General features: G+C 72.8%; 27 protein-coding genes. 18 read left to right on the top strand and 9 right to left on the bottom strand.

Annotation, left to right across the window (positions count from 1 at the left end; genetic code table 11):
* The first annotated feature begins 44 nt into the window (after nt 1–44).
* The gene (locus ABZX79_RS04675) at nt 45–569 is read left to right on the top strand and encodes a hypothetical protein (RefSeq protein ID WP_355251551.1); all 525 of its coding nucleotides are present in this window, start codon (nt 45–47) and stop codon (nt 567–569) included.
* A gap of 78 nt (nt 570–647) precedes the next feature.
* Here the strand turns inward: ABZX79_RS04675 and ABZX79_RS04680 are convergent, their stop codons facing one another.
* Both ABZX79_RS04680 and ABZX79_RS04685 read right to left on the bottom strand, forming a co-directional pair.
* Entirely contained in the window at nt 648–833 is a 186-nt protein-coding gene (locus ABZX79_RS04680) for a DUF2795 domain-containing protein (protein WP_355251554.1), read from the bottom strand.
* 83 nt (nt 834–916) lie between these two features.
* Nucleotides 917–1,363: a DUF6098 family protein gene (locus ABZX79_RS04685; protein WP_355251557.1), complete on the bottom strand. Its 447-nt coding sequence runs from the start codon at nt 1,361–1,363 to the stop codon at nt 917–919.
* A gap of 232 nt (nt 1,364–1,595) precedes the next feature.
* Between ABZX79_RS04685 and ABZX79_RS04690 the strand changes: the two genes are divergently transcribed.
* The 11 genes from ABZX79_RS04690 to ABZX79_RS04740 all read left to right on the top strand — a co-directional run bounded on the left by ABZX79_RS04690 (nt 1,596) and on the right by ABZX79_RS04740 (nt 14,194).
* Nucleotides 1,596–2,558 carry an NAD-dependent epimerase/dehydratase family protein gene (locus ABZX79_RS04690; RefSeq protein ID WP_355251559.1) on the top strand — a complete coding sequence of 321 codons (963 nt, stop codon included), beginning with the start codon at nt 1,596–1,598 and terminating at the stop codon, nt 2,556–2,558.
* 77 nt (nt 2,559–2,635) lie between these two features.
* A complete protein-coding gene (locus ABZX79_RS04695; protein WP_355251562.1) occupies nt 2,636–4,309 on the top strand; it encodes a carbamoyltransferase C-terminal domain-containing protein in 1,674 nt (557 codons plus the stop codon).
* A complete protein-coding gene (locus tag ABZX79_RS04700; protein WP_355251565.1) occupies nt 4,306–5,385 on the top strand; it encodes a glycosyltransferase in 1,080 nt (359 codons plus the stop codon). The genes ABZX79_RS04695 and ABZX79_RS04700 overlap by 4 nt, the downstream gene beginning before the upstream one ends.
* A 662-nt stretch (nt 5,386–6,047) precedes the next feature.
* Nucleotides 6,048–6,641, top strand: coding sequence for an HAD-IIIA family hydrolase (locus ABZX79_RS04705; protein ID WP_355251995.1), 594 nt, complete (start codon nt 6,048–6,050; stop codon nt 6,639–6,641).
* On the top strand, nt 6,638–7,741 hold the full coding sequence (locus ABZX79_RS04710; RefSeq protein WP_355251568.1) for a glycosyltransferase family 9 protein: 1,104 nt from the start codon (nt 6,638–6,640) through the stop codon (nt 7,739–7,741). The genes ABZX79_RS04705 and ABZX79_RS04710 overlap by 4 nt, the downstream gene beginning before the upstream one ends.
* On the top strand, nt 7,738–8,703 hold the full coding sequence (locus ABZX79_RS04715; RefSeq protein WP_355251571.1) for a glycosyltransferase: 966 nt from the start codon (nt 7,738–7,740) through the stop codon (nt 8,701–8,703). Before ABZX79_RS04710 ends, ABZX79_RS04715 begins: the two co-directional genes overlap by 4 nt.
* The gene (locus ABZX79_RS04720; protein ID WP_355251573.1) at nt 8,700–9,974 is read left to right on the top strand and encodes a glycosyltransferase; all 1,275 of its coding nucleotides are present in this window, start codon (nt 8,700–8,702) and stop codon (nt 9,972–9,974) included. Before ABZX79_RS04715 ends, ABZX79_RS04720 begins: the two co-directional genes overlap by 4 nt.
* Before the next feature lie 113 nt (nt 9,975–10,087).
* Nucleotides 10,088–10,729 carry an SIS domain-containing protein gene (locus ABZX79_RS04725; protein WP_355251576.1) on the top strand — a complete coding sequence of 214 codons (642 nt, stop codon included), beginning with the start codon at nt 10,088–10,090 and terminating at the stop codon, nt 10,727–10,729.
* Nucleotides 10,726–12,129: a D-glycero-beta-D-manno-heptose 1-phosphate adenylyltransferase gene (rfaE2, locus tag ABZX79_RS04730; RefSeq protein ID WP_355251579.1), complete on the top strand. Its 1,404-nt coding sequence runs from the start codon at nt 10,726–10,728 to the stop codon at nt 12,127–12,129. The genes ABZX79_RS04725 and rfaE2 overlap by 4 nt, the downstream gene beginning before the upstream one ends.
* Nucleotides 12,130–12,197: 68 nt before the next feature.
* A complete protein-coding gene (locus tag ABZX79_RS04735) occupies nt 12,198–13,277 on the top strand; it encodes a glycosyltransferase family 9 protein (protein WP_355251582.1) in 1,080 nt (359 codons plus the stop codon).
* Nucleotides 13,278–13,312: 35 nt separating this feature from the next.
* A complete protein-coding gene (locus ABZX79_RS04740) occupies nt 13,313–14,194 on the top strand; it encodes a glycosyltransferase (protein ID WP_355251998.1) in 882 nt (293 codons plus the stop codon).
* Nucleotides 14,195–14,212: 18 nt separating this feature from the next.
* Here the strand turns inward: ABZX79_RS04740 and ABZX79_RS04745 are convergent, their stop codons facing one another.
* On the bottom strand, nt 14,213–15,646 hold the full coding sequence (locus ABZX79_RS04745; protein ID WP_355252001.1) for an MFS transporter: 1,434 nt from the start codon (nt 15,644–15,646) through the stop codon (nt 14,213–14,215).
* Between the two features lie 469 nt (nt 15,647–16,115).
* Between ABZX79_RS04745 and ABZX79_RS04750 the strand changes: the two genes are divergently transcribed.
* Both ABZX79_RS04750 and ABZX79_RS04755 read left to right on the top strand, forming a co-directional pair.
* Complete coding sequence (locus tag ABZX79_RS04750; RefSeq protein WP_355251584.1) at nt 16,116–16,853, top strand: SDR family oxidoreductase; 738 nt, start codon at nt 16,116–16,118, stop codon at nt 16,851–16,853.
* 73 nt (nt 16,854–16,926) lie between these two features.
* Nucleotides 16,927–17,736: an SDR family oxidoreductase gene (locus ABZX79_RS04755; RefSeq protein WP_355251587.1), complete on the top strand. Its 810-nt coding sequence runs from the start codon at nt 16,927–16,929 to the stop codon at nt 17,734–17,736.
* 31 nt (nt 17,737–17,767) lie between these two features.
* Here ABZX79_RS04755 and ABZX79_RS04760 read toward each other — a convergent pair whose 3' ends face one another.
* Complete coding sequence (locus ABZX79_RS04760) at nt 17,768–17,995, bottom strand: DUF6480 family protein (RefSeq protein ID WP_355251590.1); 228 nt, start codon at nt 17,993–17,995, stop codon at nt 17,768–17,770.
* A 49-nt stretch (nt 17,996–18,044) separates the two neighbouring features.
* Nucleotides 18,045–18,446, bottom strand: coding sequence for a ChaB family protein (locus tag ABZX79_RS04765; RefSeq protein ID WP_355251593.1), 402 nt, complete (start codon nt 18,444–18,446; stop codon nt 18,045–18,047).
* A 270-nt stretch (nt 18,447–18,716) separates the two neighbouring features.
* Between ABZX79_RS04765 and ABZX79_RS04770 the strand changes: the two genes are divergently transcribed.
* Complete coding sequence (locus ABZX79_RS04770) at nt 18,717–19,136, top strand: CBS domain-containing protein (RefSeq protein ID WP_355251596.1); 420 nt, start codon at nt 18,717–18,719, stop codon at nt 19,134–19,136.
* Nucleotides 19,137–19,576: 440 nt separating this feature from the next.
* On the opposite strand, the gene ABZX79_RS04775 is transcribed toward ABZX79_RS04770, so the two are convergent.
* The 4 genes from ABZX79_RS04775 to ABZX79_RS04790 all read right to left on the bottom strand — a co-directional run bounded on the left by ABZX79_RS04775 (nt 19,577) and on the right by ABZX79_RS04790 (nt 23,506).
* Entirely contained in the window at nt 19,577–19,753 is a 177-nt protein-coding gene (locus ABZX79_RS04775; RefSeq protein WP_215133091.1) for a hypothetical protein, read from the bottom strand.
* An 86-nt stretch (nt 19,754–19,839) separates the two neighbouring features.
* Nucleotides 19,840–21,960, bottom strand: coding sequence for a xanthine dehydrogenase family protein molybdopterin-binding subunit (locus ABZX79_RS04780; protein WP_355251600.1), 2,121 nt, complete (start codon nt 21,958–21,960; stop codon nt 19,840–19,842).
* Nucleotides 21,961–21,980: 20 nt separating this feature from the next.
* Nucleotides 21,981–22,967, bottom strand: coding sequence for a xanthine dehydrogenase family protein subunit M (locus ABZX79_RS04785; protein ID WP_355251603.1), 987 nt, complete (start codon nt 22,965–22,967; stop codon nt 21,981–21,983).
* A complete protein-coding gene (locus ABZX79_RS04790; RefSeq protein WP_355251606.1) occupies nt 22,964–23,506 on the bottom strand; it encodes a 2Fe-2S iron-sulfur cluster-binding protein in 543 nt (180 codons plus the stop codon). The genes ABZX79_RS04785 and ABZX79_RS04790 overlap by 4 nt, the downstream gene beginning before the upstream one ends.
* A gap of 98 nt (nt 23,507–23,604) precedes the next feature.
* Between ABZX79_RS04790 and ABZX79_RS04795 the strand changes: the two genes are divergently transcribed.
* From ABZX79_RS04795 to ABZX79_RS04805, 3 genes are all read left to right on the top strand, one after another.
* The gene (locus ABZX79_RS04795) at nt 23,605–23,973 is read left to right on the top strand and encodes a VOC family protein (RefSeq protein ID WP_355251608.1); all 369 of its coding nucleotides are present in this window, start codon (nt 23,605–23,607) and stop codon (nt 23,971–23,973) included.
* A gap of 9 nt (nt 23,974–23,982) precedes the next feature.
* On the top strand, nt 23,983–24,165 hold the full coding sequence (locus tag ABZX79_RS04800; RefSeq protein ID WP_355251611.1) for a hypothetical protein: 183 nt from the start codon (nt 23,983–23,985) through the stop codon (nt 24,163–24,165).
* A 108-nt stretch (nt 24,166–24,273) separates the two neighbouring features.
* Nucleotides 24,274–24,450: a CsbD family protein gene (locus ABZX79_RS04805; RefSeq protein ID WP_355251614.1), complete on the top strand. Its 177-nt coding sequence runs from the start codon at nt 24,274–24,276 to the stop codon at nt 24,448–24,450.
* The last annotated feature ends 36 nt before the right edge of the window (nt 24,451–24,486 follow it).

Below are 24,486 nucleotides of genomic sequence, written 5' to 3' on the forward strand. Positions count from 1 at the left end.
GTAGCGTTCCGGACTTCTCTCCCGATGAATTCGGACGGCCGGACATGCCCGCAGATCTCTCCCCGCTGATAGCGGCGACCGCTCAGTGGCTGACCCGCGCCTATCCGTCCGGCGGCGGCGTGATGGACTCCGCCCTCTGCGAGGCGCAGGCGCGGCAGGCGGTGACGGTCGCGGCCTGGCTGCGCTATCCGACGGCGATGGACGCCGGGCTGGTGTCCGTGGCGGGGCCCGGGGGCTCTGCCCGGCTCGACTGGGTCACCGGCGCCGAGGGGGCCGCCGACGACCCGGACACGTACGCGTGGCGCACCTGGGTCGACGAGGTCGTGGCGAGCTGGGCGGCATGCCTGCTCAGCGCCCCGGACCTGGCCCAAGGCGCGGTGAGCGCGCTCGCCGGCTCCCGGTACGCGCAGGGTTCACCGGCGGAATTCCGTCGCCTGGTCACGCCCGACGCACGGGACCGGCAGGCCGCCGCACTTCTGCGCCACCCCGATCTCCTCGCCCCCGTGGCCGAGCTCCACCACGACAGGCTTCTCGACCGCCTGAAGCCCGGGCCGGCGCTGACCGCCTGAAGCCCGGGCCGGCGCTGACCGCCTGAAGCCCGGGCCGGTGCGGACCGGCTGAGCGAAACCGGTCCGGGTGGGGCAGGATTACTTGCCGACTTCCTTGCTGATGGCCGCCGGAGTGTCGTACTCCTTTTCCGGCAGACCCTTGAGCGCCTCCTTGATCTCCGGGCCGGCGCCGTTCTTCTCCGCCTTCTCCATGATCTGCTTCTTCGAGGCGGGGTAACTCACGCCGTTGAGGGACTTCTGCATTTCGATCGGGTTCACATTCATGGGCCGATATATGCCCCGGCCCCTGTGCGCGAATACCTCGCGTGGCCGCTGTCACCGCGATGGAGCAAAGCGCGGATCCTCCGCTAAGCCTTACGCCGCAGAGTGCCCCAGACGCCTTCCTGCCGGGCGACTTCGTCGGTGGCTTCTTCGATCACCCGTACGTCGATCCAGCCGACCGGCTCGACGTCCCCGACCAGCGGCTCATTGTCGGGCCCCCGGCCCGTCTCCCGTCCGCGCAGCGCCCAGGGGTGCACGTCCGGGCCCTTCTCGCGCGGCAAGTGCGAGTAGTCGTGCAACCGGCGGGCCACCCACACCCGCACCGGCCGGTCCTCCCACCACGGCTCGACGTCCAGGGCGTTCGCGGACAGGCCCGGCATCGCGACACCCGTCAGATCGTCCTTGCTCGACACCGATTTCAGGTCGGCCGCGGGGCCGCGCGACCAGCGTACGTACAGGTGATCGTGCCGCTCGACGAGACGGGTCAGGTCGTCGAGCGTGCGCAGGACAGGCAGGTCGTCCGGGGTACTCATGCCAGTACTCACTCCTCGACGCGTGCGCTTCGTCATCCACTGAGAACCGTAGGCACTCATGTGCTCGAAGGGGAAACCGGTAACCGGGTGTACCCGCGTCGCGCGTCCGCAGCCGCCCCTTATTTGCCCTCACTCTCCGTAGGTCACTCGGATGCTCTACATCACCGCGCCCGATGGCTCGCGGAGGCTGATCCTGATCGGAGGCTCAACGCTCGGGTCAGAGGAGATCGAAATGAACGCCGCTTTCTCACACGACTGGGAACACGCCGTCGTCACCGGCGGTGCGGGCTTCGTCGGTTCGCACCTGTGCACCGCGCTTCTGGACGCCGGCGCCGCCGTCACCTGCGTGGACGACTTCAGCACCGGCCGGCCCGAGAACATATCCGCGCTGCTCGACCGCCCCGGATTCACACTCGTGCAGGCCAACGTCTCCGAGCCGTTCGACGTCGGCCGGCCGCCCGACCTCGTGCTGCACTTCGCATCCCCGGCGTCCCCCGCCGACTACCTGCGGCTGCCCCTGCACACGATGGAGGCCGGCAGTCTCGGTACGCGCAACGCCCTGGCCCTCGCCCACGGCGCCGGAGCCCGCTTCCTGCTCGCCTCCACCTCCGAGGTGTACGGCGACCCCCAGCAGCACCCGCAGAACGAGCGGTACTGGGGCAACGTCAACCCGGTCGGGCCACGCAGCGTGTACGACGAGGCCAAGCGCTTCGGCGAGGCGCTGACCACCGCCGAGGCCGACGCCCAGGGCACCGACACCGGCATCGTGCGGCTGTTCAACACGTACGGCCCGCGGATGCGCGGCTACGACGGCCGCGCCGTACCGACGTTCATCCGTCAGGCCCTCGCCGGCGAGCCGCTCACCGTCACCGGTGACGGACTCCAGACCCGGTCGCTGTGTTACGTCGACGACACCGTGCGCGGCATCCTCGCGGCGGCGGCGCACGGCATGCGCGGCCCCGTCAACATCGGCAACCCCACCGAGATCACCATGCTCGAACTGGCGCGGCTCGTCATCGAGCTGACCGAGTCGAGCTCCGAGATCCACTTCATCGAACGGCCGACGGACGACCCCGCCGTGCGCTGCCCGGACATCACGCTGGCCCGCGACAAGCTCGAATGGGAGCCGCGTGTGCCCGCCGAAGACGGCCTGCGCCGCACCATCGCCTGGTATCGCGCCCACGTGGACAGCTGATCCGGCCGAACGCCCTCCTGGCCGCGCCCCCGGCGCGGCCCGGCTTCGCCCCGATTCGCCGAAAGGCCTGGGACCCCATGCGCATCCTCGGAATCAACGCCCTCTTCCACGACCCCGCCGCCGCGCTCGTCATCGACGGCCGGACCGTCGCCGCTGCGGAGGAGGAGCGGTTCTCCCGGCGCAAGCACGGCAAGCGGCCGGTGCCGTTCTCCGCCTGGGAGCTGCCTGAGAAGGCCGCCGCCTGGTGCCTGAAGCGCGCGAACCTGCGCCCGCAGGACCTCGACGCGGTGGCGTACTCCTTCGACCCCGAACTCGCCAGGGCCGCCGAGGCGATGGGCCTGGACGACCCCTGGGACCACCTGCGGCTGACGTACGCCCGGCAGGCCCCCGCGTTCCTCAAGGCCGCCCTGCCGGGACTGGACCCCGGCATCGTCCGGTTCGTACCGCACCACATGGCGCATGCCGCGTCGAGCGCGTTCGCGGCATCCGACGCCGAGACGTCGTCGGTGCTGGTGCTCGACGGGCGCGGCGAACGCGCCTCGCACCTCGCGGCGCGCCGGATCCGTAACCGGCTCGAGGCGTTCCACGCGCAGGACCTGCCGCACTCACTGGGGCTCGTCTACGAGGAGCTGACCGAGCACCTCGGATTCCTGCGCTCCTCGGACGAGTTCAAGGTCATGGCGCTGGCCTCGCACGGCACGCCGCGCATGCTGCCCGAGCTGCGCCGCCACGTGTATCCGACGGGGGACGGCGGGTTCCACGCCACGGCCGTGCCGTGGCACGAACTCTGCGCGCCGCGCGGGCCGGACGAGCCGTGGACGCAGGACCACGCGGATGTCGCGGCCAGCGCGCAGGCCGTCCTGGAGGAGACCCTGCTGGACTTGGTGAGGTGGCTGCACGGCAAGACGCACGACAGCGTTCTCACCCTCGCCGGGGGCGTCGCGCTCAACTGCGTCGCGAACTCCCGGATCGCCCGCGAAGGCCCCTTCTCCCGCGTGTGGGTACAGCCCGCCGCGGGTGACGCGGGGACAGCGCTCGGCAGCGCCCTGCTGCTCGCCGCCGACGGAGGGGACGAGCCGGAGCCCATGGCCGGCGCGGACCTCGGCCGCGACTGGTCGGACGCGGAACTCGGAGCCTGGCTGAAGACGGCGGCCGTGCCGTTCGACCGGCCGGCGGACATCGCCGCGACCGTCGCCCAGGCGCTGGCGGACAACGCCATCGTCGCGTGGTTCCAGGGCCGTTCGGAGTACGGGCCCAGGGCGCTCGGCCACCGCTCGCTGCTGGCCCATCCCGGTCACGCGGGCAATCTGGAACGGCTCAACGACGTCAAGGGCCGCGAGCAGTTCCGGCCGGTCGCGCCGATGGTGCTGGCCGACCGGGCCCCGGAGATCTTCGACGGGCCGATGCCGAGTCCGTACATGCTGTTCGTCCACGACGTGGCCGAGGCGTGGCGCGGCCGTATCCCGGCGGTCGTGCACGTCGACGGGACCGCGCGCATCCAGACCGTGGACCCGGCGCGCGAGCCGCTGGTCGCGCGGATGCTCAGCGAATTCGAGCGGCTCACGGGCCTGCCGGTGGTCGTCAACACCAGCCTCAACACGGCGGGCAGGCCCATGGTGGACGACCCGCGCGACGCGCTGGAGTGCTTCGGTTCGTCGCCCGTCGACCTGCTGGCGATCGGCCCGTACGCCATCCGGCGCGGTGAGTTCTTCCACTCGTCGGACACGTACAACGACGGGGCGACGCGATGACACCGTACGGAGAGGAAACGGATACCCCCGCACCCGCGTACGCCGTGGTGATTCCGACGCTCGGACGCCGCAGCCTGAGCGCGTGCCTGCGCGCGCTGGCCGGCGCCGCCGGTCCCCAGCCGGCGCAGGTGGTGCTCGTCGACGACCGCCGCGAACCCGGCGGGGTGCCCCTGCCGGTCGACATTCCGGAGGCCTTGCGGCCCGTCACCACCGTGGTGACAGGCCGCGCGAGGGGACCGGCGGCAGCACGCAACAGGGGGTGGCGCGAAGCCGGACCCGTGCCGTGGGTGGTCTTCCTGGACGACGACGTCGTGCCGGGCCCCACGTGGGGCGACGACCTGGCCAGGGACCTGGCGGCGACGACGTACCGAACGGCAGCGGTGACCGCCCGCATCACGGTGCCGCTCCCGCTGGACCGGCGGCCCACGGACTGGGAACGCAACACCGCCGGGCTGGCCACCGCGCGGTGGATCACCGCCGACATGGCGTACCGCCGGGAAGCCCTCGAAGCCGTCGGCGGCTTCGACGAACGCTTCCGGCGGGCCTTCCGTGAGGACGCGGACCTCGCGCTGCGGGTGCTGGCGGCGGGCTGGACGGTGAGCGCCGGAAGGCGCAGCACGGTCCATCCGGTCCGTCGCGCCGACCGCATGGTCTCCGTACGCCTGCAGCGGGGCAACGCCGACGACGTACTGATGAACCGGCGGCACGGCCGGGACTGGTGGAGCCGGGCGGACGCGCCGAGGGGGCGACTGCCGCGGCACCTGGTGGTGACGGCCGCCGCGCTGACGGCCCTCTCCAGCGCCGTCGCAGGCCGGCGAGCCGTGGCCGCGGCCTGCGCCGCCGTATGGGTGGCCGGTACGGCCGAATTCGCCTGGGCGAGGATCGCGCCGGGCCCGCGAACCCGGGACGAGGTCGCGACCATGGCGCTGACCAGCGCCCTGATCCCACCGGCCGCCACCTGGCACTGGCTGCGCGGCCACGCCAAGTACTACCGGGCGCTGCCGCTCGGCCCGCACGAGGCCGCGGCCCCGCCGCGCGCACCGCGCGAGCCGGTCCAGGTACGGGTGCGGCCATGACCTGCCATCCCGCGCCCCGGCCCGCGAACGGCCCCTGGGTATTCGACGGCCCGCTGGACGGCCCTCCAACCGGCCCCGTGGCCGCCCGCCGCGGCGGGCCCCCGCAGGCCAGCCTTGCCGGCTCCACGGCCGCCGCCCCGGACGCGCCGTTGGCACCGGACGGGCCTCGGGACCCCCGCTCGAACGGCCGCTTCGGCGCTCGGGCGGGCGGATGTCCGGAGGCCGGCGCGGACGGGTTCGTGTCCGCCGGCTCGGACGTGCCGTTGGCACCGGACGGGCCTCGGGACCCCCGCTCGAACGGCCGCTTTGGCGCTCGGGCGGGCGGAAGTGCGGAGGGTCGCGCGGACGGGTTCGTGTCGGCTGGCTCGGATGTGCCGTTGGCACTGGACGGGTCTGCGGACTTCCGCTCGGGTGGCCGCTTTGGCGCTCGGGCGGGCGGAAGTGCGGAGGGTCGCGCGGACGGGTTCGTGTCCGCCGGCCCCGACGTGCCGTTGGCGTCGGGCGGGACCTCGGGCCCTGGCTCGGGTGGACGCTTTGGTGCTTGTGCGGGCGGAGGTCTGGAGGCATGCGTTGACGGCTTCGCGGCCGCAGGCTCGGACGTGGCGTTGGCGTCGGGCGGTGCTCGGCCGGACGATCCGGCGGGCGTGCGCCTGGATGCGCCGTTGACGCCGGGCGGATTCGCGGATGCCCGTCTTGGTGGGGCCCCGGGCTCGGCGTGGGCCGGGGAGGTTCCGGGGGCGGTGCTCTTCGACCGGGACGGGACGCTTGTTGTCGACGTTCCCTACAACGGAGATCCGGCGCAGGTCGAGCTCATGCCGTCGGCGCGGGAAGCCGTTGCCGCCGTACGCTCCCTCGGGATCCCGGTGGGCGTGGTGAGCAATCAGTCCGGTGTGGCCCGTGGGATTTTGACGCGTCGGCAGGTCGAAGCCGTGCGGCAGCGGGTGGAAGACCTGCTCGGGCCGTTCGCGGTCTGGGCGGTCTGCCCGCACGGGCCCGACGACGGGTGCGGCTGCCGCAAGCCCGCGCCGGGTCTGGTGCTGGCCGCCTGTGAACGGCTCGGGGTGCCGGCCGAACGCTGCGTCGTCATCGGGGACATCGGATCCGATGTGGCGGCAGCGCACGCCGCCGGCGCGCGCGGTGTGCTCGTACCAACCGCGATGACCCGCCCCGAGGAGACCGCGGCGGCCGACGAGACGGCCGCCGACCTGCTCGAGGCGGTACGGCTCGTGCTGTCATCACCAGGGGGCCGGCGATGACCGCTCCCCGGACGCTCGTCGTCCGCCTCGACAGCGCCGGCGACGTACTGCTCGCCGGCCCCGCCGTGCGGGCCGTCGCGGCCGGTTCCTCGCACACCGCCCTGCTGTGCGGGCCGCTCGGCGTTCAGGCGGCGGGGCTGCTCCCCGGTGTCGACGAGGTGCTGGTGTACGACGCCCCCTGGGTGGGGATCGAACCGGCGCCGGTGACGAACGAGGCCACCCGGAAGCTGTTGGAGGCGGTCTCCGCCCGCCACTTCGACCGTGCCCTGGTGCTCGTCTCGTACCACCAGAGCCCCCTCCCGGCCGCCCTGCTGCTGAAACTCGCCGGCGTGGGATGGACGGCCGCCGACAGCGAGGACTACCCCGGAGCCCTGCTCGACCTGCGGCACCACCGGCTGCCCCATCGTCATGAGGCCGAGGCGGCCCTGGATCTGGCGCTGGCCGCCGGCTTCGCCCTGCCGCCCGGCGACGACGGGACCCTGCGCATCAGCCCCCCGCCCGACACCGCCCACCTGACCGGACCCGGCCCGTACGTCGTCCTGCACCCCGGCGCCGCCGTCCCGGCCCGCGCCTGGAGCGCCGCACGCGCCGCGCGGGCCGCCGCCGCGCTCGCCGCCGAGGGGCACCGCGTCGTGGTGACCGGCGGCCGGGCCGAGAAGGACCTGACCGCCGAAGTGGCCGGAAACCACGCCCTCGACCTCGGCGGGGCCACCGATCTTCACCAGCTGGCGGGTGTCCTGGCCGGAGCGCGCGTCGCGGTGGTCGGCAACACCGGGCCCGCGCACCTCGCCGCCGCGGTGGGCACACCGGTCGCGTCGCTGTTCGCGCCGGTCGTACCGGCCGAGCGCTGGGGCCCGTACGGCGTACCGCATGTGCTGCTCGGTGACCAGGCCGCGCCGTGCGCCGGGACCAGGGCGCGGCGCTGTCCGGCTCCGGGGCACCCCTGCCTCGACGGGATCCGCGACGCGGAGGTGCTCGCCGCCGTGGCCGCGCTCGGGGGCCGTACGGGGCTCGAAGCCGGCTGCCCGGCCGTACCGGGTGGCGTACCCGGCGGCGTATCCGAAATGGCCGAAAAGGAACGAGGAGGAGCGACCGCATGAACATCCTGCTGTGGCACGTACACGGTTCCTGGACCACGGCGTTCGTCCAGGGACCCCACACCTACCTCGTTCCCGTCACCCCCGCCCGCGATCCCGACGGGCTCGGCCGGGCGCGTACCTTCACCTGGCCCGACTCCGTAGAGGAGATGACGCCCGAGCAGCTGCGCGAGGCGCCGGTCGATCTCGTCGTTCTCCAGCGGCCGCACGAGCTCGAACTCGCCGAACGGTGGCTGGGCGGGCGCCGGCCCGGCCGCGACGTACCCGCCGTCTATCTGGAGCACAACGCACCGGACGGCGACGTTCCGAACACCCGGCACCCGTTCGCCGACCGCGACGACCTGACGCTCGTCCACGTCACCCACTTCAACCGGTTGTTCTGGGACAACGGTTCCACCCGCACCGAGGTCATCGAGCACGGCATCGTCGATCCGGGGCACCAGTACACCGGCTGGCTCCCGCGCGCCGCCGTCGTCGTCAACGACCCGGTCCGCCGCGGCCGTTACACCGGTACGGACCTGCTGCCCGCCCTGTCCGAGTCGACGCCGCTGGATGTCTTCGGCATGCGTACGGAGGGCCTGGCCGCGCACCTCGGCATACCCGACGACCGGCTGCACGCCACCGACCTTCCCCAGCGCGAACTGCACTCGGCCCTGGCCGAGCGCCGGCTGTACCTGCACCCCGTGCGCTGGACGTCGCTCGGTCTGTCCCTGCTGGAGGCCATGCACCTGGGCATGCCCGTCGTGGCACTCGCCACCACCGAGGCGGTCGAGGCGATCCCGCCCGGCACCGGAACGCTGTCCACCCGGCCCGACGTACTCGCGCGGGCCGCCCGGCACTACCTGGAGGAACCGGAAGCCGCGGCCGAGGACGGAGCCCGCGGCCGCCAGGCAGCACTCGAACGGTACGGGCTCAAACGCTTCCTGAACGACTGGGAGCGTGTGATGACGGAGGTGCGCTCATGACATCCCTCGGCCCCATCAACATCGGCACCGGCTTCGGCCCCGGCAACGCCGCCGCCCTGTCGATCGCGCTCGTCTCCGAGCACGCGAGCCCGCTCGCCGTCCTCGGCGGAGTGGACGCGGGTGGTCAGAACGTCCATGTCGCGCGCCTTGCGGGCGCACTCGCCGACCGAGGTCACAGCGTCACCGTCTACACCCGGCGGGACTCGCGCGACCTGCCGGACCGGGTGCCACTGCGAGCGGGCGTCGAGGTGCACCATGTGCCCGCGGGTCCGCCGGAGCAGATCCCCAAGGACGAACTCCTGCCGCACATGCTGGCGTTCGGCCGTTTCCTGGCCAGGGAATGGCAGATACGGCCGCCCGGCGTCGTCCACTCGCACTTCTGGATGTCGGGGCTCGCCGCGCTCCACGCGACGCGCGAACTGCGGCTCCCGCTCCTGCACACCTATCACGCGCTCGGAACGGTGAAGCGACGCCACCAGCGGCGCGCCGACACCAGCCCGCCCGCCCGGATCGGCTGCGAGCGCGAGGTGGGCCTGGGCTGCGACCGGGTGATCGCCACCTGCCGCGACGAGGTCGTCGAACTGGGCAAAATGGGCATCGCCCCCGACAAGGTCAGCGTCGTGCCGTGCGGTGTCGACACCGGCGAGTTCACGCCGTACGGGCCGGTCGCCGACCGGGACGGAACCTACCGGCACCGGCTGATCCAGCTGGGCCGCCTGGTTCCCCGCAAGGGCGCCGCCATCTCCGTCGCCGCGCTGGCCGGGCTCCCCGACGCGGAACTCCTGGTGGTCGGCGGACCGGCGCCGGACCGGCTCGACGACGACCCGGAGGTACGCCGGCTGCGCGACATCGCCCACGAGGCCGGGGTGGCCGACCGGGTCCGCTTCCTGGGCGGCGTACCCAGCGAGGACGTGGCGCCGCTCCTGCGGACCGCCGATGTGGTGCTGTGCCCCGGCGACTACGAGCCGTTCGGCATCGTGCCGCTGGAGGCGATGGCCTGCGGCAAGCCGGTCGTCGCCAGCGGGGTGGGCGGGCAGCTCGACACCGTCGCCGACCCGGCCACGGGACGGCTGGTGCCGCCCGGCGACCCCGAGGCCCTCGCTCACGCCGTCGGCGAACTGCTCGCCGATCCCGCTGTGCGCCAGGCGTGCGGGGAAGCGGGCCGCCGCCGGGTCCTCAGCCGTTACGGCTGGGCGAGAGTCGCTGCGGCCACCGAGTCCGTGTACTGCGAGGTACTCGCGCCGCAGCCCGCCGTGACGGGGGCGATCTGACGCCCGAACCCACAAAAGCGTTCCCGACCGCCCACCGCCCACCGCGCAGCACCGATGTCCGAAGGAGGTGCGGGTCCGGCCGTCGTCCCCCGGACGCGGTACGCCCGACCAGCATGAACGAATCCCTTGTACTCGACGCCGCGCACCGGCACTGCCAGTCACTGCAGGACGCGCTCACCGGCTTTCGCCGCCAGAGCCTTCGCCAACTCGCCGCCTGGGGCGCCGAGCTCGCCGCCGTACTCCCCGTCGGCGGCCGCCTGCTGGCCGCGGGCAACGGCGGCAGCGCCGCCCAGGCCCAGCACCTGACCGCCGAGCTGGTGGGACGCTACCGGCAGGAGCGCCCCGCCTACTCGGCCATCGCCCTGCACGCCGAGACCTCCAGCGTGACGGCCATAGGCAACGACTACGGGTTCGACCAGGTGTACGCCCGGCAGGTGTCCGCCCACGGCCGCCCCGGCGACATCCTGGTCCTCCTGTCGACCTCGGGCCGCAGCGCCAACCTCATCACGGCCGCGGTCACGGGCCGGGCCGCCGGACTGCGCGTATGGGCGATGACAGGCCCGGGTCCCAACCCCCTGGCCGAGGCGTCCGACGAGGCCCTGTGCGTAGACGCCGACACCACGGCGACCGTGCAGGAGACCCACCTGGTCGCCGTACACCTGCTGTGCGAATGCTTCGACGCGGCGGGCGGGGCGCCCGCTCCGGGCCGGGCCGAGGCGGCCCGGCCCGTCGCGGCCAACCGGAGGCTGTCATGACCGCGCGCAAGCCCCTGGTGGTCGTCGGCGACGTCCTGCTCGACGAGGACATCGAAGGCGTCTCCACCCGGCTGTCCCCGGACGCCCCCGCCCCCGTCGTCGACGTCACCGGCGACCAGAGCCACCCCGGCGGGGCCGGACTGGCCGCCGCGCTGGCCGCCCGGGGCGGCCGCGAGGTGATCCTGGTGACCGCGCTCGGCGACGACCCGGCCAGCGAAGCCGTACGCCGTGCCCTGCGCGGCCGGGTGCGGTTGGTGGAGATCCCGCTGGACGGCACCCTGCCGGTGAAGACGCGGGTACTGGCGGGAGGCCGCCCGCTCGTGCGGATCGACCGCGGCGGCGGGACGCCCGGCGAACCGGACGACGCGGTGCGTGAGGCGCTGGCGCAGGCCCACGCCGTACTCGTCGCCGATTACGGGCGCCACACCGCGAGCGCCGTACGGCCGCATCTGGAGGCCGTGGCCCGTCGCACGCCGCTGGTCTGGGATCCGCACCTCAAGGGCGACGACCCCGTGCCGGGGGCGCGGATCGTCACCCCGAACGGTGCGGAGGCCTGCGCGCTGAGCCCCGCCGAGGGCCAGTCCCTGCGGGCCTACGCCCTGCGCGGAGGCGAGCTGGCGGAGCGCTGGCGGGCGGCTGCCGTCGCCGTGACCCTGGGGGAGCGCGGCGTTCTGCTGACCCGACCCGGTGCCGGTACGCCGATGCTCGTCCCGGCGCCGTACCGCGCCCAGGGCGACCCGTGCGGCGCGGGCGACTGCTTCGCCGCCGCGACGGCCGCGGCACTGGCCGACGGGCTGCTCCCGGAGGAGGCCGTACAGCGGGCCGTCGCCGAAGCCGCCGCGTTCGTGGCGGCCGGTGGCGCGGGCAACCCGGCGCTGTGGCGGACGGAGCCGCCGTCCGGCCCCGAGGAGGAGGCCCCCGAGACGGACCCGTTCGCGCTCGCGGAGCGGGTCAGGGCGCGCGGCGGCACCGTGGTCGCCACCGGCGGCTGCTTCGACCTGCTGCACGCCGGCCATGTCGGGCTGCTGGAGAGTGCCCGGCGTATCGGCGACTGCCTCATCGTGTGCGTCAACTCCGACGCGTCGCTCACACGCCGCAAGGGCCCCGGACGCCCGCTCAACCCGGTGGCGGACCGGCTGCGGGTCCTCGCCGCGCTCGGCAGCGTCGACGCCGTCGCGGTCTTCGAGGAAGACACACCGGCCGCGCTGCTCAGCCGGTTGCGGCCCGATGTCTGGGTGAAGGGCGGCGACTACTCCGTCGAAGACCTTCCCGAGGCGGAGGTGCTGCGTGCCTGGGGCGGACAGGCGGTCGTCCTGCCTTACCTCGTCGGCCGTTCCACCACCCTGCTGGCCCACCGGGCCGCGCAGGCCGCCGTACGGGTGCGGCCCTCTTCGCCCTGACGCGGGAGAGGTATCCGTACAGAAGCCCATGACGCGCATGACGCGAATGAGGAGAGGCGTCCATCGACATGAGTGCCGCGAAACGACCACAGCCGGTCACCCGGGGCCCGAAGGCCGAGGCCGTGGGGGAGGGCCGACCGCGCGTGCTCGTACTGCGGGCGCTCGGGCTCGGCGATCTCCTGACCGCGGTGCCCGCTCTGCGGGCGCTGCGGCGCGGCCTGCCCGGGTACGAGGTGGTGCTGGCGGCGCCCGGGCGGCTGGCCGCCGCCGCGGCCGCGACCGGTCTGGTGGACCGGCTGCTGCCGGCGTACGCCGCCGGGCGCGCCGTGCCGGGCGAGCTGGCCTGGACCGGCCGCGAGCCCGACATCGCCGTGGACCTGCACGGCAACGGCCCGCCGAGCCACCTGCTGCTCCAGCGGCTGCGGCCGGGGCGGCTCTTCGCGTACGCGCACCCACAAACGCCCGGCATCACCGGCCCCTCATGGCGGCCCGACGAACACGAACGGGAGCGCTGGTGCCGGCTGCTCGACTGGTACGGCATCGCAGCGGACCCCGACGACCTGCTGATCCCGCGACCCACGGTGCCCTCCCCTGCCCCGGGCGCGGTCGTGGTGCACCCCGGCGCCGACGCGGCGGCCCGCCGCTGGCCCAAGGAGAGGTTCGCGGCCGTGGCGGGCGCGCTGCGCGGCTCGGGCCACGAGGTCGTGATGACCGCCGGTGCGGGGGAGGAGCCGCTGGCCCGGTATGTGGCGGCAGAGGCGGGGCTGGCGCCGGACGCGGTACTGGGCGGCGCGGACGATGTGCCGTTCGACCAGCTCGCCGCGCTCGTCGCACACGCCCGTTGCGTCGTCGTGGGCGACACCGGGCTCGCCCACCTCGCGACGGCGCTGGGCACGCCGTCGGTCGTCCTGTTCGGCCCGGTCGCCCCCCGGCTGTGGGGACCGCCCGCCCACGCGCGCCACCGCGTGCTGTGGCATCCCGGCGCCGACGACTCACCCCGCCCCGGCGACGCCCACGGTCACCTGCCGGACGAACGGCTGCTCCGGATCACCGTCGAGGAGGTCGTCGAGGCGGTACGCGCACTGCCGGCGCCGGACCTCGGTACGTCGGGTGCGGACCGGCCGCTGGTCCCGGAGGCCTCGCTGTGAGCGCGCAGCCCGCGGACGACCCGCGTACCGGCACCGTGGCGGACGGGCCGCCGGCGCACCAGCCGCGCACCGGCATCGTGGTGATCACCCGCAACCGGCGTACGAGCCTGCTCCGCACCCTGGACCGGCTGGCCGGGCTCCCCGAGCGGCCACCGGTCGCCGTGGTCGACAACGGCTCCACGGACGGCACCGCCGAAGCGGTGCGCGCGAAGCACCCCGGCGTACAACTGCTCACGCCCGGCCGCAACCTGGCCGCTGCCGGGCGCACGTACGGCGCCGCCGCACTCGACACGCCGTACATCGCGTTCAGCGACGACGACTCCTGGTGGGAGCCCGGCGCCCTCGACCGGGCCGCCGACGTACTCGACACGCACCCCCGGCTGGGGCTGGTGGCCGCCACCACACTCGTGGGCCCGGAAGCGACCCCCGATCCGCTCAACGAGGCGCTGCGCAGCTCGCCGCTGGGACAGGAACCGGACCTGCCAGGCCGTTCGGTGCTCGGCTTCCTCGCGTGCGCGGCCGTGGTGCGGCGGGCGGCGTTCCTGGAGGTGGGCGGATTCCATCCGCTGCTGGGGGTCGGCGGTGAGGAGCACCTGCTCGCCATCGACCTCGACGCGCACGGCTGGGGGGTGGCCCACTGCCCTGGCGTCGTCGCCCGTCACGACCCGGACGCAGACCCCCGCCCCGGCCGGGTGGCAAGGATGCGACGCAACGAGCTGCTCACCGCGTGGCTGCGGCGGCCCCTGCGACAGGCCGTCGCCCAGTCCGCGCGGCTGGCCCTGGACAGCCGAGACGATCCGCAGGCGCGGCTCGCCCTGGCCGACGCCGCCCGGCGGCTGCCCGCCGCGCTGGCCCGCCGGCGACGGGTGCCGCCGAGGGTGGAGCGTCGTATCCGGCTGCTGGAGATTTCGTCCTGAGCCGTCAGGGGACGGGTATCAGGCGGCTGTGCTCAGGGACGGCTGCAGCTGCCCGGTCACGACAGCCGGCTCCGTACGCAGCATTACGGTCGTCGCTGTCCGTCGGCGGCGGAGCACGTACCCGGCCGCGATCGCCCCGGCGATGATCAGTCCACCCGACACGAGGGCGCCTCGCGCCCCGGCCAGCTCCATCAGGAGGCCGAGCGCCGGCGGTCCCGCGAGACCCCACGAGGTCTTGATGGTGCCCCAGACACCGAGGACGCGGCCCCGCATGTGGGCGGGCGGGTCGGTCTGGAGCACGGTCGTCCCGGCGGTGTCGGAAATCGACTCCACCACGGCCATGGGCAGGACGAGCACCAGCAGCACGGCGAGTGACGGCGAGAATCCCGCCACCACCTGGAGCAGGGCGCCGGCGGCCGCCAGCGTGCCCACAAGCCGCACCGACGGCTTGCGCAGCCGGGCGCCGAGGACCGCGCCGACGATGCCTCCGACGGCGAGGACGGTGGAGACGGTGCCGAACGCTCCGGCGCCGCCGGCGAGCGGCCCGGTGACCAGTACGGCCAGGGTGAGCCCGTAATTCCGTCCGAAGACCGCGCTGAGGCCGGTGATCCCCGCGAGCGCGACCAGCCGGGGGCGGCGCATGAAGTAGAGGACGCCCTGGCGCACGGTCATGTCGTTGTCGTGGTCCGTGCCCCCGATGTCTCGTGTGTCTTTCTTCCCGAGCGGGGTACGCGGCGTCTTCGGTGCGGTCTTGGCACCCCGGACAAACTTGTGCACCGGACGGAGGAAGGGGATGACGGAGGCCACGAAGAGGAACGAGAGACCGTTGGCCGCGTACGCGGCGGCCGTGCCGAGGAAGCCCACCGTGATACCGGCCAGAGCGGCACCGGCGAGGCGGCCCGCGTTGTGGACGAGCGAGCCCACGCCGATGGCGGAGGGGACGTCTTCCGTACGGACGAGGTCGTTGCCCAGCAGCGCACAGGCCGGTCCGTCCACGGTGGCGATGAGCCCCGTGACGGCGGCCAGCGCCATCAGGACCGCGAGGTTCAGCTGATCCGTCGCGACCAGGACGGCCGTCACGAACGCGACGGCGCCGAGAAACCCCTGGCTGACGGCGGCGGTCACCTTGCGGGGCCACCGGTCGACGGCGGCGCCGCCCGCGACGCTCATCAGCAGACCGGGAGCCGCCTGGACGGACATGGACAGTCCTGTCGCGGCTGCGGACCCGGTGATCTGGAGCACGAGCAGGTTCTGGACCGTCAGCTGCATCCAGGTACCGGCGTTGGAGACGAAGTTCGCGACCGACCACCAGCGCATGCTGCGGTACTTCAGCGAACGCCACGGCGAGTGGTCGTCCGCCCCGCTCTTCGCGGGACGGACGAAGCGCAGCCGCCGGGCGGGAGCGGCGGCCTCAGGGGCAAGGGCAGGGGCGGGCGCGGGGCCCGCGGGCAAAGAAGACACAGTGAGTCACTCGGAGACGAGCCGGGGGGCTCAAGCGGCGGAACGGCGGAAGCTCGAACACCGGCTGCTCTGCGCGGCCGCTCCACCGGGTCTGGCTGGGCTGTGCCGCTCGTCGGGGGACTCATGACGCCTGTTGGCGAGGCGGAGAGTCCTTCCGGGGCACGGCCTGGACCATCGTGGCAGACCGGTTCTGCCGGTGCTGGGAGGAGCGTCACGCGGGGGTGCCGCCGTGGCCGGCAATTCCTTGGGGCGCAAGGGATCCGGCACTTCTGGTGTGCTTGCTCACAGGCCCCGGGCACAGCCGCCCGTACGTCCGGCGGCGTGAGCGCGGCCACAGCCCGCGGGCGGCGGCGCGACGGCGTAATCCGGCGTGCCGGAGACGGTCGCCGGGCCCACAGTGAGACACGGAGCACAAAAGAGGCAACGTGGGGCAACGGAAGGCAGCGGTATGGAAAGCGGAGTGCAGGTAGACCTTCACGGCAAGCAGGCACTGGTGACCGGCGGCGCGCGGGGGCTGGGGGCCTCGATCGTGCGCAGGCTGGCCGGCGCCGGGGCGTCCGTACTCGTGGCGGACCTGCGCAAGGACTTGGCGCGGGACCTCTGCAACGAACTGGCCGGAACGGTGCGCGGCGACGCGCGGTTCGTCGAGCTGGACGTCCGCGACGCAGCGGCGGTCGCGGAGGTCTTCACAGACCTGGAGGCCGAGGGGCAGACGGTGGACATCCTGGTCAACAACGCGGCCGTGGACGTCTCCAAGCCCATCGAGCACCTGTCGGCCGACGAGGTGACGCGGGTCATCACGACGAACCTGCTGGGACCCGTGTACCTGTGCCTGGAGACCTACCGCCGCATGGTCGCCCGCGGCGGCGGCCACATCGTCAACATCCTCTCGACGGCGGCCAACCGCACCTGGACCGAGGCCGGCCCCTACGCGGCGGGCAAGTCAGGCCTGCGCGCGTTCACCCACACCCTGTTCAAGGAGGCGCAGCGGGACTGCCCGGGAATCGGCGTCACCGGGATCATCGCGGGCGGCATGGAGACGCCGTTCATCCTCGAACGTTTCCCCGACGCCGATGTCTCCATGCTGCAGAGCCCGGACATCGTGGCCGACACGGTGCTGTACGCCCTCTCCGTCCCGGCCGGCAGCGCGGTGTCCGAGCTGGTCGTCGTACCGCGCAAGGAACCGTCCTGGCCCTGATCCGTCCCCGTCCCGTCCCCGTCCGCACCGCTCGCGAGAAGCACACGAGAAGCACACGAGAAGGATCGTCTCCATGTCCAGCCCTGAGAACGGACAATCGCCAGTCGCCGTCATCACCGGCGCGGACTCGGGGATCGGGCGTGCCACGGCCGTCCGCCTCGCCGCGCAGGGCATGGACGTCGGCATCACGTTTCACACCGACCGGGAAGGCGCGGAAGCGACGGCGGAAGAGGTGCGCGGGCACGGCCGCCGCGCGGCCGTCGCGGCCATGGATCTCACGGTGCTGCCCGACGCGGCCCAGGTGATCGACCGGCTGGCCGGGGAACTCGGCCGTATCGACGTCCTCATCAACAACGCCGGAACCGGCACGGCCGAGCCGTTCCTCGAACTTGACCTCGCGAAGATCCGCCAGGTCGTCGACGTCGACATGATCGGCCCGTTCCTGTGCAGCCAGCGGGCGGCGCGCCGCATGATCGAGCAGGGTGACGGTGGCCGGATCGTCAATGTCACCTCGGTCCACGAGACCCAGCCCCGCGTCGGCGCCGCGCCCTACTGCGCGGCGAAGGGCGGTCTCGGGCTCATGACGCAAGTAATGGCACTGGAACTCGCCGAATACGGCATCACGGTCAACGCTGTCGCTCCCGGTGAGATCGCCACACCGATGACCGGACAGGAGGACACGGACGTACGCACCGAGGTGCGCCGTGGCATCCCCCTGGGGCGTCCTGGCGACGCGCGGGAAGTCGCCTCCGTCATCGCGTTCCTCGCGGGCCCGGACGCCTCGTACGTCACGGGAGCCTCGTGGGCGGTGGACGGCGGCATGCTGCGCATGGGGCCCATGGCGGGCTCCCACCTCGACGACGACTCCTGGCGCCGTCCCTGAGATCTCGGCTTTCGGCTGTCTGAGAACGCGGCTACATGATCACCGCGAAGGCCAGGAAGAAGGCCGCGCACAGCACCACGACGATGCCGATGGCGATCAGCGGGCCCTTCGACCAGCCACGCGGCGGCTCGACGCGGGGACCGGTGCCGGAACTGGTACTCGCCTCGGCGGGCGGCGTCTCTCCGGGAGGTACTGCGCCGCCCGGTTCGAGGCCGGGAGTCCGGTCCGGCTCGGGATCTGGGTTGTGTGGTGTGTTCATATCGGGCAAGTGCCCGAAATCACCCGAATCAATTACGTCCGGTTGTCTATTACGTCCGGGCCTGGCGCGTCTTCGAACGGTTCGCCTTGCGAACGGCCTCCAGCAGGTCGGCCCTGGTCATCTTCGAACGCCCTTCGACGCCGAGCCGCTTGGCCAGGTCGTACAGATGCTGCTTCGACGCCTGCTCGTCGACGCCCTCGCCGCTGCGCCCGCCCACCTGGCGCGGCCGCGCCGCCCTGGGATCCGACGGGCCCTTGCGCTCCTTCTCCTTGCGCTCCCAGTGATCGCCGACCTTCTCGTACTTGTGCTTGAGCGCGCTGAAGGCCACGCGGTGGGCGCGCTCGCCTTCCCCGTACTCCTCGACGGCGGAGTCGTGCGCCTTGATCCAGGTGCGCTGTGCCTCTTTGGCGGACCGCTCCAGAGTCGACGGAAGTTCCTGCTCTCCCGGCACGGGATTCACCCCTTCTCCGAAATCGAACGAGAGAGATACGAGTGCCCTGCCGAGGTCCGTAGAAACGACGACACCTGGGCGACACGTGAGGGACGTCAGCCCTCCGGTTACCTCGGCAGGACCGGGGCACCCGCGAAGGGAAGGGACGTGTGAACACCGACCGGACACGGTTGCCGGAGCAGCAACTGGAGCGAGTTATGAACGATCACGGGCAGGACAGGAAAATTCTGAGTGCCCTTGGGCGCGGCACCGGGAACGGGTGACTCCGCCATGGCGCAACAAGTTCGCGAGATCATGACGAGCGCCCCCGTCACCGTGGGCGTGCTCACGGCAGTGAGCGAGGTCGCGCACCGGATGCGTGAGGAGAACATCGGCGCGGTACTGGTCGCCGAGGGCGACGAACTGCGCGGGCTGGTCACCGACCGAGATCTGGTGGTCCGCGTGCTCGCCGAAGGAAAGGACCCCGGCGAGACGACGGTGCGGGATGTCTGCAGCCCCGACCTCGTCACCGTCACACCCGACGACGAGGTCGACCACGCCATTCGGCTGATGCGTGAACATTCGCTGCGCCGACTGCCGGTGGTCGAGGGCAACACCGCCGTGGGCATCGTCTCCCTGGGCGACCTGGCGATCGAGCGCGACCCCGATTCGGCCCTCGGCGACGTGAGCGCCGCCGCACCCAATACGTGAGGCCGAACGGGTGAACTTCGACAGGCCGGCAGTAAGCGCCCCCGAAGCGGAGTCGCTGAGCCAGAGCCCCCGGACGCCACCGGGGGCTCTGGCTTGTCTGCACTCGGCTCGACTCACCTCACGTGACGGGCTCCGGATGCGGGACCGGCCCCGGCAGCGGGCCCGGCTGAGGCTTCGGCTCCGGCGGCGGGACCGGCGCAGGCGGGTCCGGTTCGGGCTGGGGCGGGGCCGGGGGCACCGGGTCGGGCCCGCCGGGTGCGGGCACGGGACCGGGCGAGGGCCCTGGCGCCGGCCCGGGACCCGGCGCGGGGGTCGGGGTGGGCGGAACGGGATCGTTCGGAGGTGTGCCCATGAGAAAACCCATCTGAAGGAATCCATCCTTCCGGCGAGTGCCCCCGGCTGCATGCGACAAACGGACCCGGTCCCTCGAAGGCACGGCGTCAGCGTCGGCGCCCCCGGGCCGACCACCCGGCGCCCACACCCGCCACATGCAGGGCGAGAAGGGCGAGCCCGACGAGCATGAGGCTCGTAGGTCCGAAAATCGCTTCCGTCGACGTCTCGGTCGCGTGAATGATGAAGGCGATGATGAACACCACCGCCGCCGCGAAAGCCAGCATCTGATTCTCCTGCCACTTGACGGCGAGCCACGCCTGGTTCCGGTGGCCGCGCGCCGCTGACAGCCTTCTTCCCCGCGATCTGCCGCTCATGCCCCGCCGGCCGAGGCCGGCAGATACGGCAGCAGCTTGTCCGGCGTCAGGGGCAGATCCCGCAGCCGTACTCCCACGGCATGGTGGACGGCATTGCCGATGGCCGCCGCCGTGCCGACAATGCCGATCTCACCAATGCCCTTGCTGCCCATCGGGTTCAGGTGCGGATCGTCCTCGTCCACCCAGTGCGCCTCGATCGCCGGCACGTCCGCGCACGCGGGCACGTGGTACGAGGCCAGATCGTGTTCCGCGAAGTCCCCGAAGGCAAGGTCCATGGTGCTTTCCTCCGTCAGCGCCATGCCGATTCCCATGGCCATCCCGCCGATGAACTGCGAGCGTGCGGTACGGGCATTGAGGATGTGCCCGGCGGCGTAGACGCCGAGGAGGCGGCGTACGCGGACCTCTCCCGTCACCGTGTCGACCTGGACCTCCGCGAAGTGGGCGCCGAACGCGTGCCGCGCGTACGGAGATTCCTCCGCCTCCGCCACCTCCTGCTCGGTGCTCTCCGCCGCGGTAAGCCCCTCGGCCGGCACGCCGCCGGGACGGTCCCGCAGACGCTCGGCCAGGAGCACGCACGCTTTGTGTACGGACCAGCCCCACGACGCCGTCCCCGACGAACCGCCCGCGAGTGGAGCCACCGGCAGGTCGCTGCTGCCGATCTCGACCCGCACCGATTCCAGGGGGGCGCCCAGCACATCGGCGGCGATCTGGGCGAGCACGGTCCGGGCCCCGGTGCCGATGTCCGTGGCGTTGACCCGGATCAGGTACGTGCCGTCGGCGGCGGCGTGCGCGGTGGCGGTGGACGGGCTGACGAGTACGGGATAGGTGGCCGCCGCGACCCCGGTGCCGAGCAGCAGGTCACCCTTGCGGCGAATGCCGGGCCGCGGGTCGCGCCGCTCCCAGCCGAAGCGCCGCGCTCCCTCCCGCAGGCACTCGGTCAGGTGCCGGCTGCTGAACGGGTTGCCGCTGTCGGGTTCGGTGTCCGGTTCGTTGCGCAGCCGCAGTTCCACCGGGTCCACCCCGGCGGCGACGGCGAGTTCGTCCATGGCCGACTCCAGGGCGTACATCCCGGAGGCCTCGCCCGGAGCACGCATCCACGACGGAGACGGCACGTCCAGCGCGGCGACCTGGTGGCTCGTTCGGCTGTGGGGCGAGGTGTACATGACGCGGGCCGGAACCGCCGCCTGCTCCACGAACTCCTTGACCGTCGACGTTTGCGTGACGACTTCGTGGGCGAGCGCGGTGATCACCCCGTCGGCGCCGGCACCGAGCCGCACGCGCTGCACGGTGGGCGCGCGGTGGCCGACGACCGCCGCGAGCTGGCGGCGGGGGAGTGCCAGCTTGACCGGGCGCCCGGTGTGCCGCGCGGCCATGGCGGCCAGTACCACCTGCGGACGGGGGGTGCCCTTGGAACCGAACCCGCCGCCGACATGCTCGGAGACGACGGTGACCTGCCGCTTCTCCAGCCCGAAGACCTGGACCAGGGCGTCCCGTACCTTGCCGGAGCCCTGACTGGAGTCGTGCACGGTCAGATGTCCGTCGTCCCACCGGGCGGTGGAGGCGTGCGGCTCCATGGGGTGGTTGTGCAGCGCGCTCATGGTGTACGTCGCGTCGATCCGGATGGCAGCCGCCGGATAGGCCGTGTCGAAGTCGCCGCGTTCCCGGACGGCGGGGACCTCGCTGTTCGCCTCCTCCGGTGTGTAGAGGCCGGGGTGGCTCGTGGTCAGCCGTACGTCGTGCTCGTCGCTCGCGTACTCGACGCGCAGCGCCTCGGCGGCGGCACTGGCGTTCTCCAGGGTGTCGGCGACCACCAGCGCGACGTACCAGCCGCGGTGCGGGACGCGGGCGTTCTGCAGCACCGCCAGGATCGGGTCGTCCGGCTCCTTGAGGCGGGGCGCGTTCTCGTGGCTGAGGACGGCGAGCACGCCCGGCAGAGCCAGTACCTCGTCGGCGTGCACGGCGGTGACCCGGCCGCGCGCGACGGTGGCGGGCACAGGCCAGGCGTACGCGCAGCCCGGCGGCGTGTGCTCGGCCGCGTAGCGTGCGGCGCCGGTGACCTTGTCGCGGGCCTCCGCGCGGACGGCGGGCGTACCCAGCGGGGTCTGTGCGTGCGTCATGACGGTTTGTCACGTCCCTCTCAGGTACGGGAAGCGAGGTCGGCGAGCACACGGATGGCGAGGTTGCGGGCGAGCGGCACCTTGAAGCCGTTGTCGCGCAGCGGCTCGGCCGCGGCGAGTTCGGCGTCGGCCGCCCGGGCGTACGTCTCCTCGGTGGCGGGCGCTCCGCGCAGGACCTCTTCGGCCGCGCGGGCACGCCAGGGCCGGTGCGCGAGCCCGCCGAAGGCGAGGGCGGCGTCCCGGACGACGCCGCCCTCCACGTGCAGGACGGCGGCCACGGAGGCGAGCGCGAAGGCGTACGAGGCGCGGTCGCGGGCCTTGCGGTAGCCGCACTGAGTGCCGGGCAGGACGGGCGGGAGGGTCACGCCGGTGATCAGTTCGCCCGCCCGGATGACGGTGTCCTGATCGGGACGGTCGCCGGGCAGCCGGTGGAAGTCCGTGACCGCGACGGTGCGTGCGCCCTGCGGGCCGCGCAGGTGAACGGCGGCGTCGAGGGCGGCCATCGCGACGGCCATGTCCGAGGGGTTGGTGGCGACGCAGTGCGCCGAGTGGCCGAGCACCGCGAGATCGCGGTGGAAACCCTCGCGGGCGGGGCATCCGGTGCCGGGCCCGCGCTTGTTGCAGGGCTTCGAGATGTCCTGGAAGTACGTGCAGCGGGTGCGCTGGAGCAGGTTCCCGCCGGTCGTCGCGATGTTGCGCAGCTGTCCCGAGGCTCCGGAGAGCAGGGCCTGAGACAGGGCGGCGTAGCGCGTACGCACGGTCGGATGGGCGGCCAGGTCGCTGTTGCGTACGGTCGCGCCGATGTGAAGCCCGCCGTCGGGCGTCTCGTCGATGCCGTCCAGCGGCAGGCGGCTGACGTCGATGAGGAGGTCCGGGGTCGCGACCCCGAGTTTCATCAGGTCGACGAGGTTGGTGCCGCCGCCGAGGTACTGCGCGCCGGGATGGCCGGCGAAGGCGCCGACCGCCTCCTCGGCGCTCTCGGCCCGGAAGTACGCGAACGGCCTCACGACGCCACCTCCCCGATCGCGTCCACGATGTTCGGATAGGCGCCGCAGCGGCAGATGTTGCCGCTCATGCGTTCCCGGATCTCGTCCGGGTCGAGAGCGGCGGGGGCGCCGGGAGAGTGCCGGTAGGAGGTGACGTACGAGGGGTGTCCTTCGGCGGCTTCGGCCAGTATCCCGACGGCCGAACAGATCTGGCCCGGCGTGCAGTAGCCGCACTGAAGGGCGTCCCGCGCGACGAAGGCCTCCTGGACCGGATGCAGCCGCTCGTCGTCGGCGAGGCCTTCGACGGTGGTGACGCGCGCGCCGTTGTGGGCGGCGGCGAGGAGCAGGCAGCTGTTGGCACGCCGGCCGTCGACGAGCACGGTGCACGCACCGCACTGGCCGTGGTCGCACCCCTTTTTCGCGCCGGTGAGGTCCAGGTGCTCGCGAAGGGCGTCCAGGACGGTGGTGCGGTGGTCGAGCGACAGCGTGTGGGGAGTGCCGTTGATGTGAAGGGTGAGGACAGAGCTGTGCGCGTTTTCCTGCTGGCTGGTTGGCTCCACTACCCCTTCCTATCAAAATGTTGCGGTTTGCGCGGTTCGGTTCAGGCGGCCCTGGAGGGGTACTGGGGTGGGACGCAATCCCGAGCAAGGAGGTCGGCATGGCCATCGCGAAGTACTGCCTCGTGGCCGTGGACTGTCCGGATCCGCAGGCACTCTCCGGTTTCTACGCCGCGGTGCTGGGCGGCGACGTCAAGAAGGACAGCGAGGACTGGTACGACCTGTACGTACCCGGCGGGGTGCGCATCGCCTTCCAGCGCGCGCCGGGTTTCCGGCCGCCGGACTGGCCGCGGGCCGAGAACTCGCAGCAGATGCATCTGGACTTCGATGTACCGGACATCGAGACGGCCGAGGCGCAGGTACTCGCTCTTGGCGCCACCCCGCTCGACGTGGACGACGACGGCGGGCAGCGCGGCTTCCGCGTGTACGCCGATCCGGCCGGCCACCCCTTCTGCCTCTGCCGAGCCTAGGGAGGACCCATGAACGACCCGCGGACACAAGACCCGGAAGAGACCGGCAAGCCCGTGCCGAGGGACCTGCCCGATCAGCAGGCGCTGGACGGCGAGGACCCGGCGGACGAGGCCGGCACCGGCACCCGGGACGGGCGCGAACACGCGACCGACGCCGAGCAGGGGTCGGCCCCGGACGAGCCGCCCGGCTGAATGGACTGGACGTAACAGACATTCCTCGGATTGCAGGCACGCGGTGACCGGCGCAAGGTGGTTGAGCCAAGTCCAGTTACGTCTGGATCCCTGTGGAAGGAACACCTCGTGAGCAAGGCAAAGGCGAAGGCGAAGCAGGTCAAGGGCAAGATGAAGGAAGCCGCGGGCAAGGCCGCCGACGACGGCCAGATGCAGGCGGAAGGCCGCGGTGAGCAGCTGAGGGGCAAGGCTCAGGAAACGGTCGAGAGGACCGGCGAGCGGGTCAAAAAGTCGCCCAACAAGTAACCCAGGTGCTGAACAGGTGCTGAAGACGGGCCGCGC

The sequence above is a fragment of the Streptomyces sp. NPDC002994 genome (genome assembly GCF_040611155.1).
Taxonomy (GTDB): domain Bacteria; phylum Actinomycetota; class Actinomycetes; order Streptomycetales; family Streptomycetaceae; genus Streptomyces.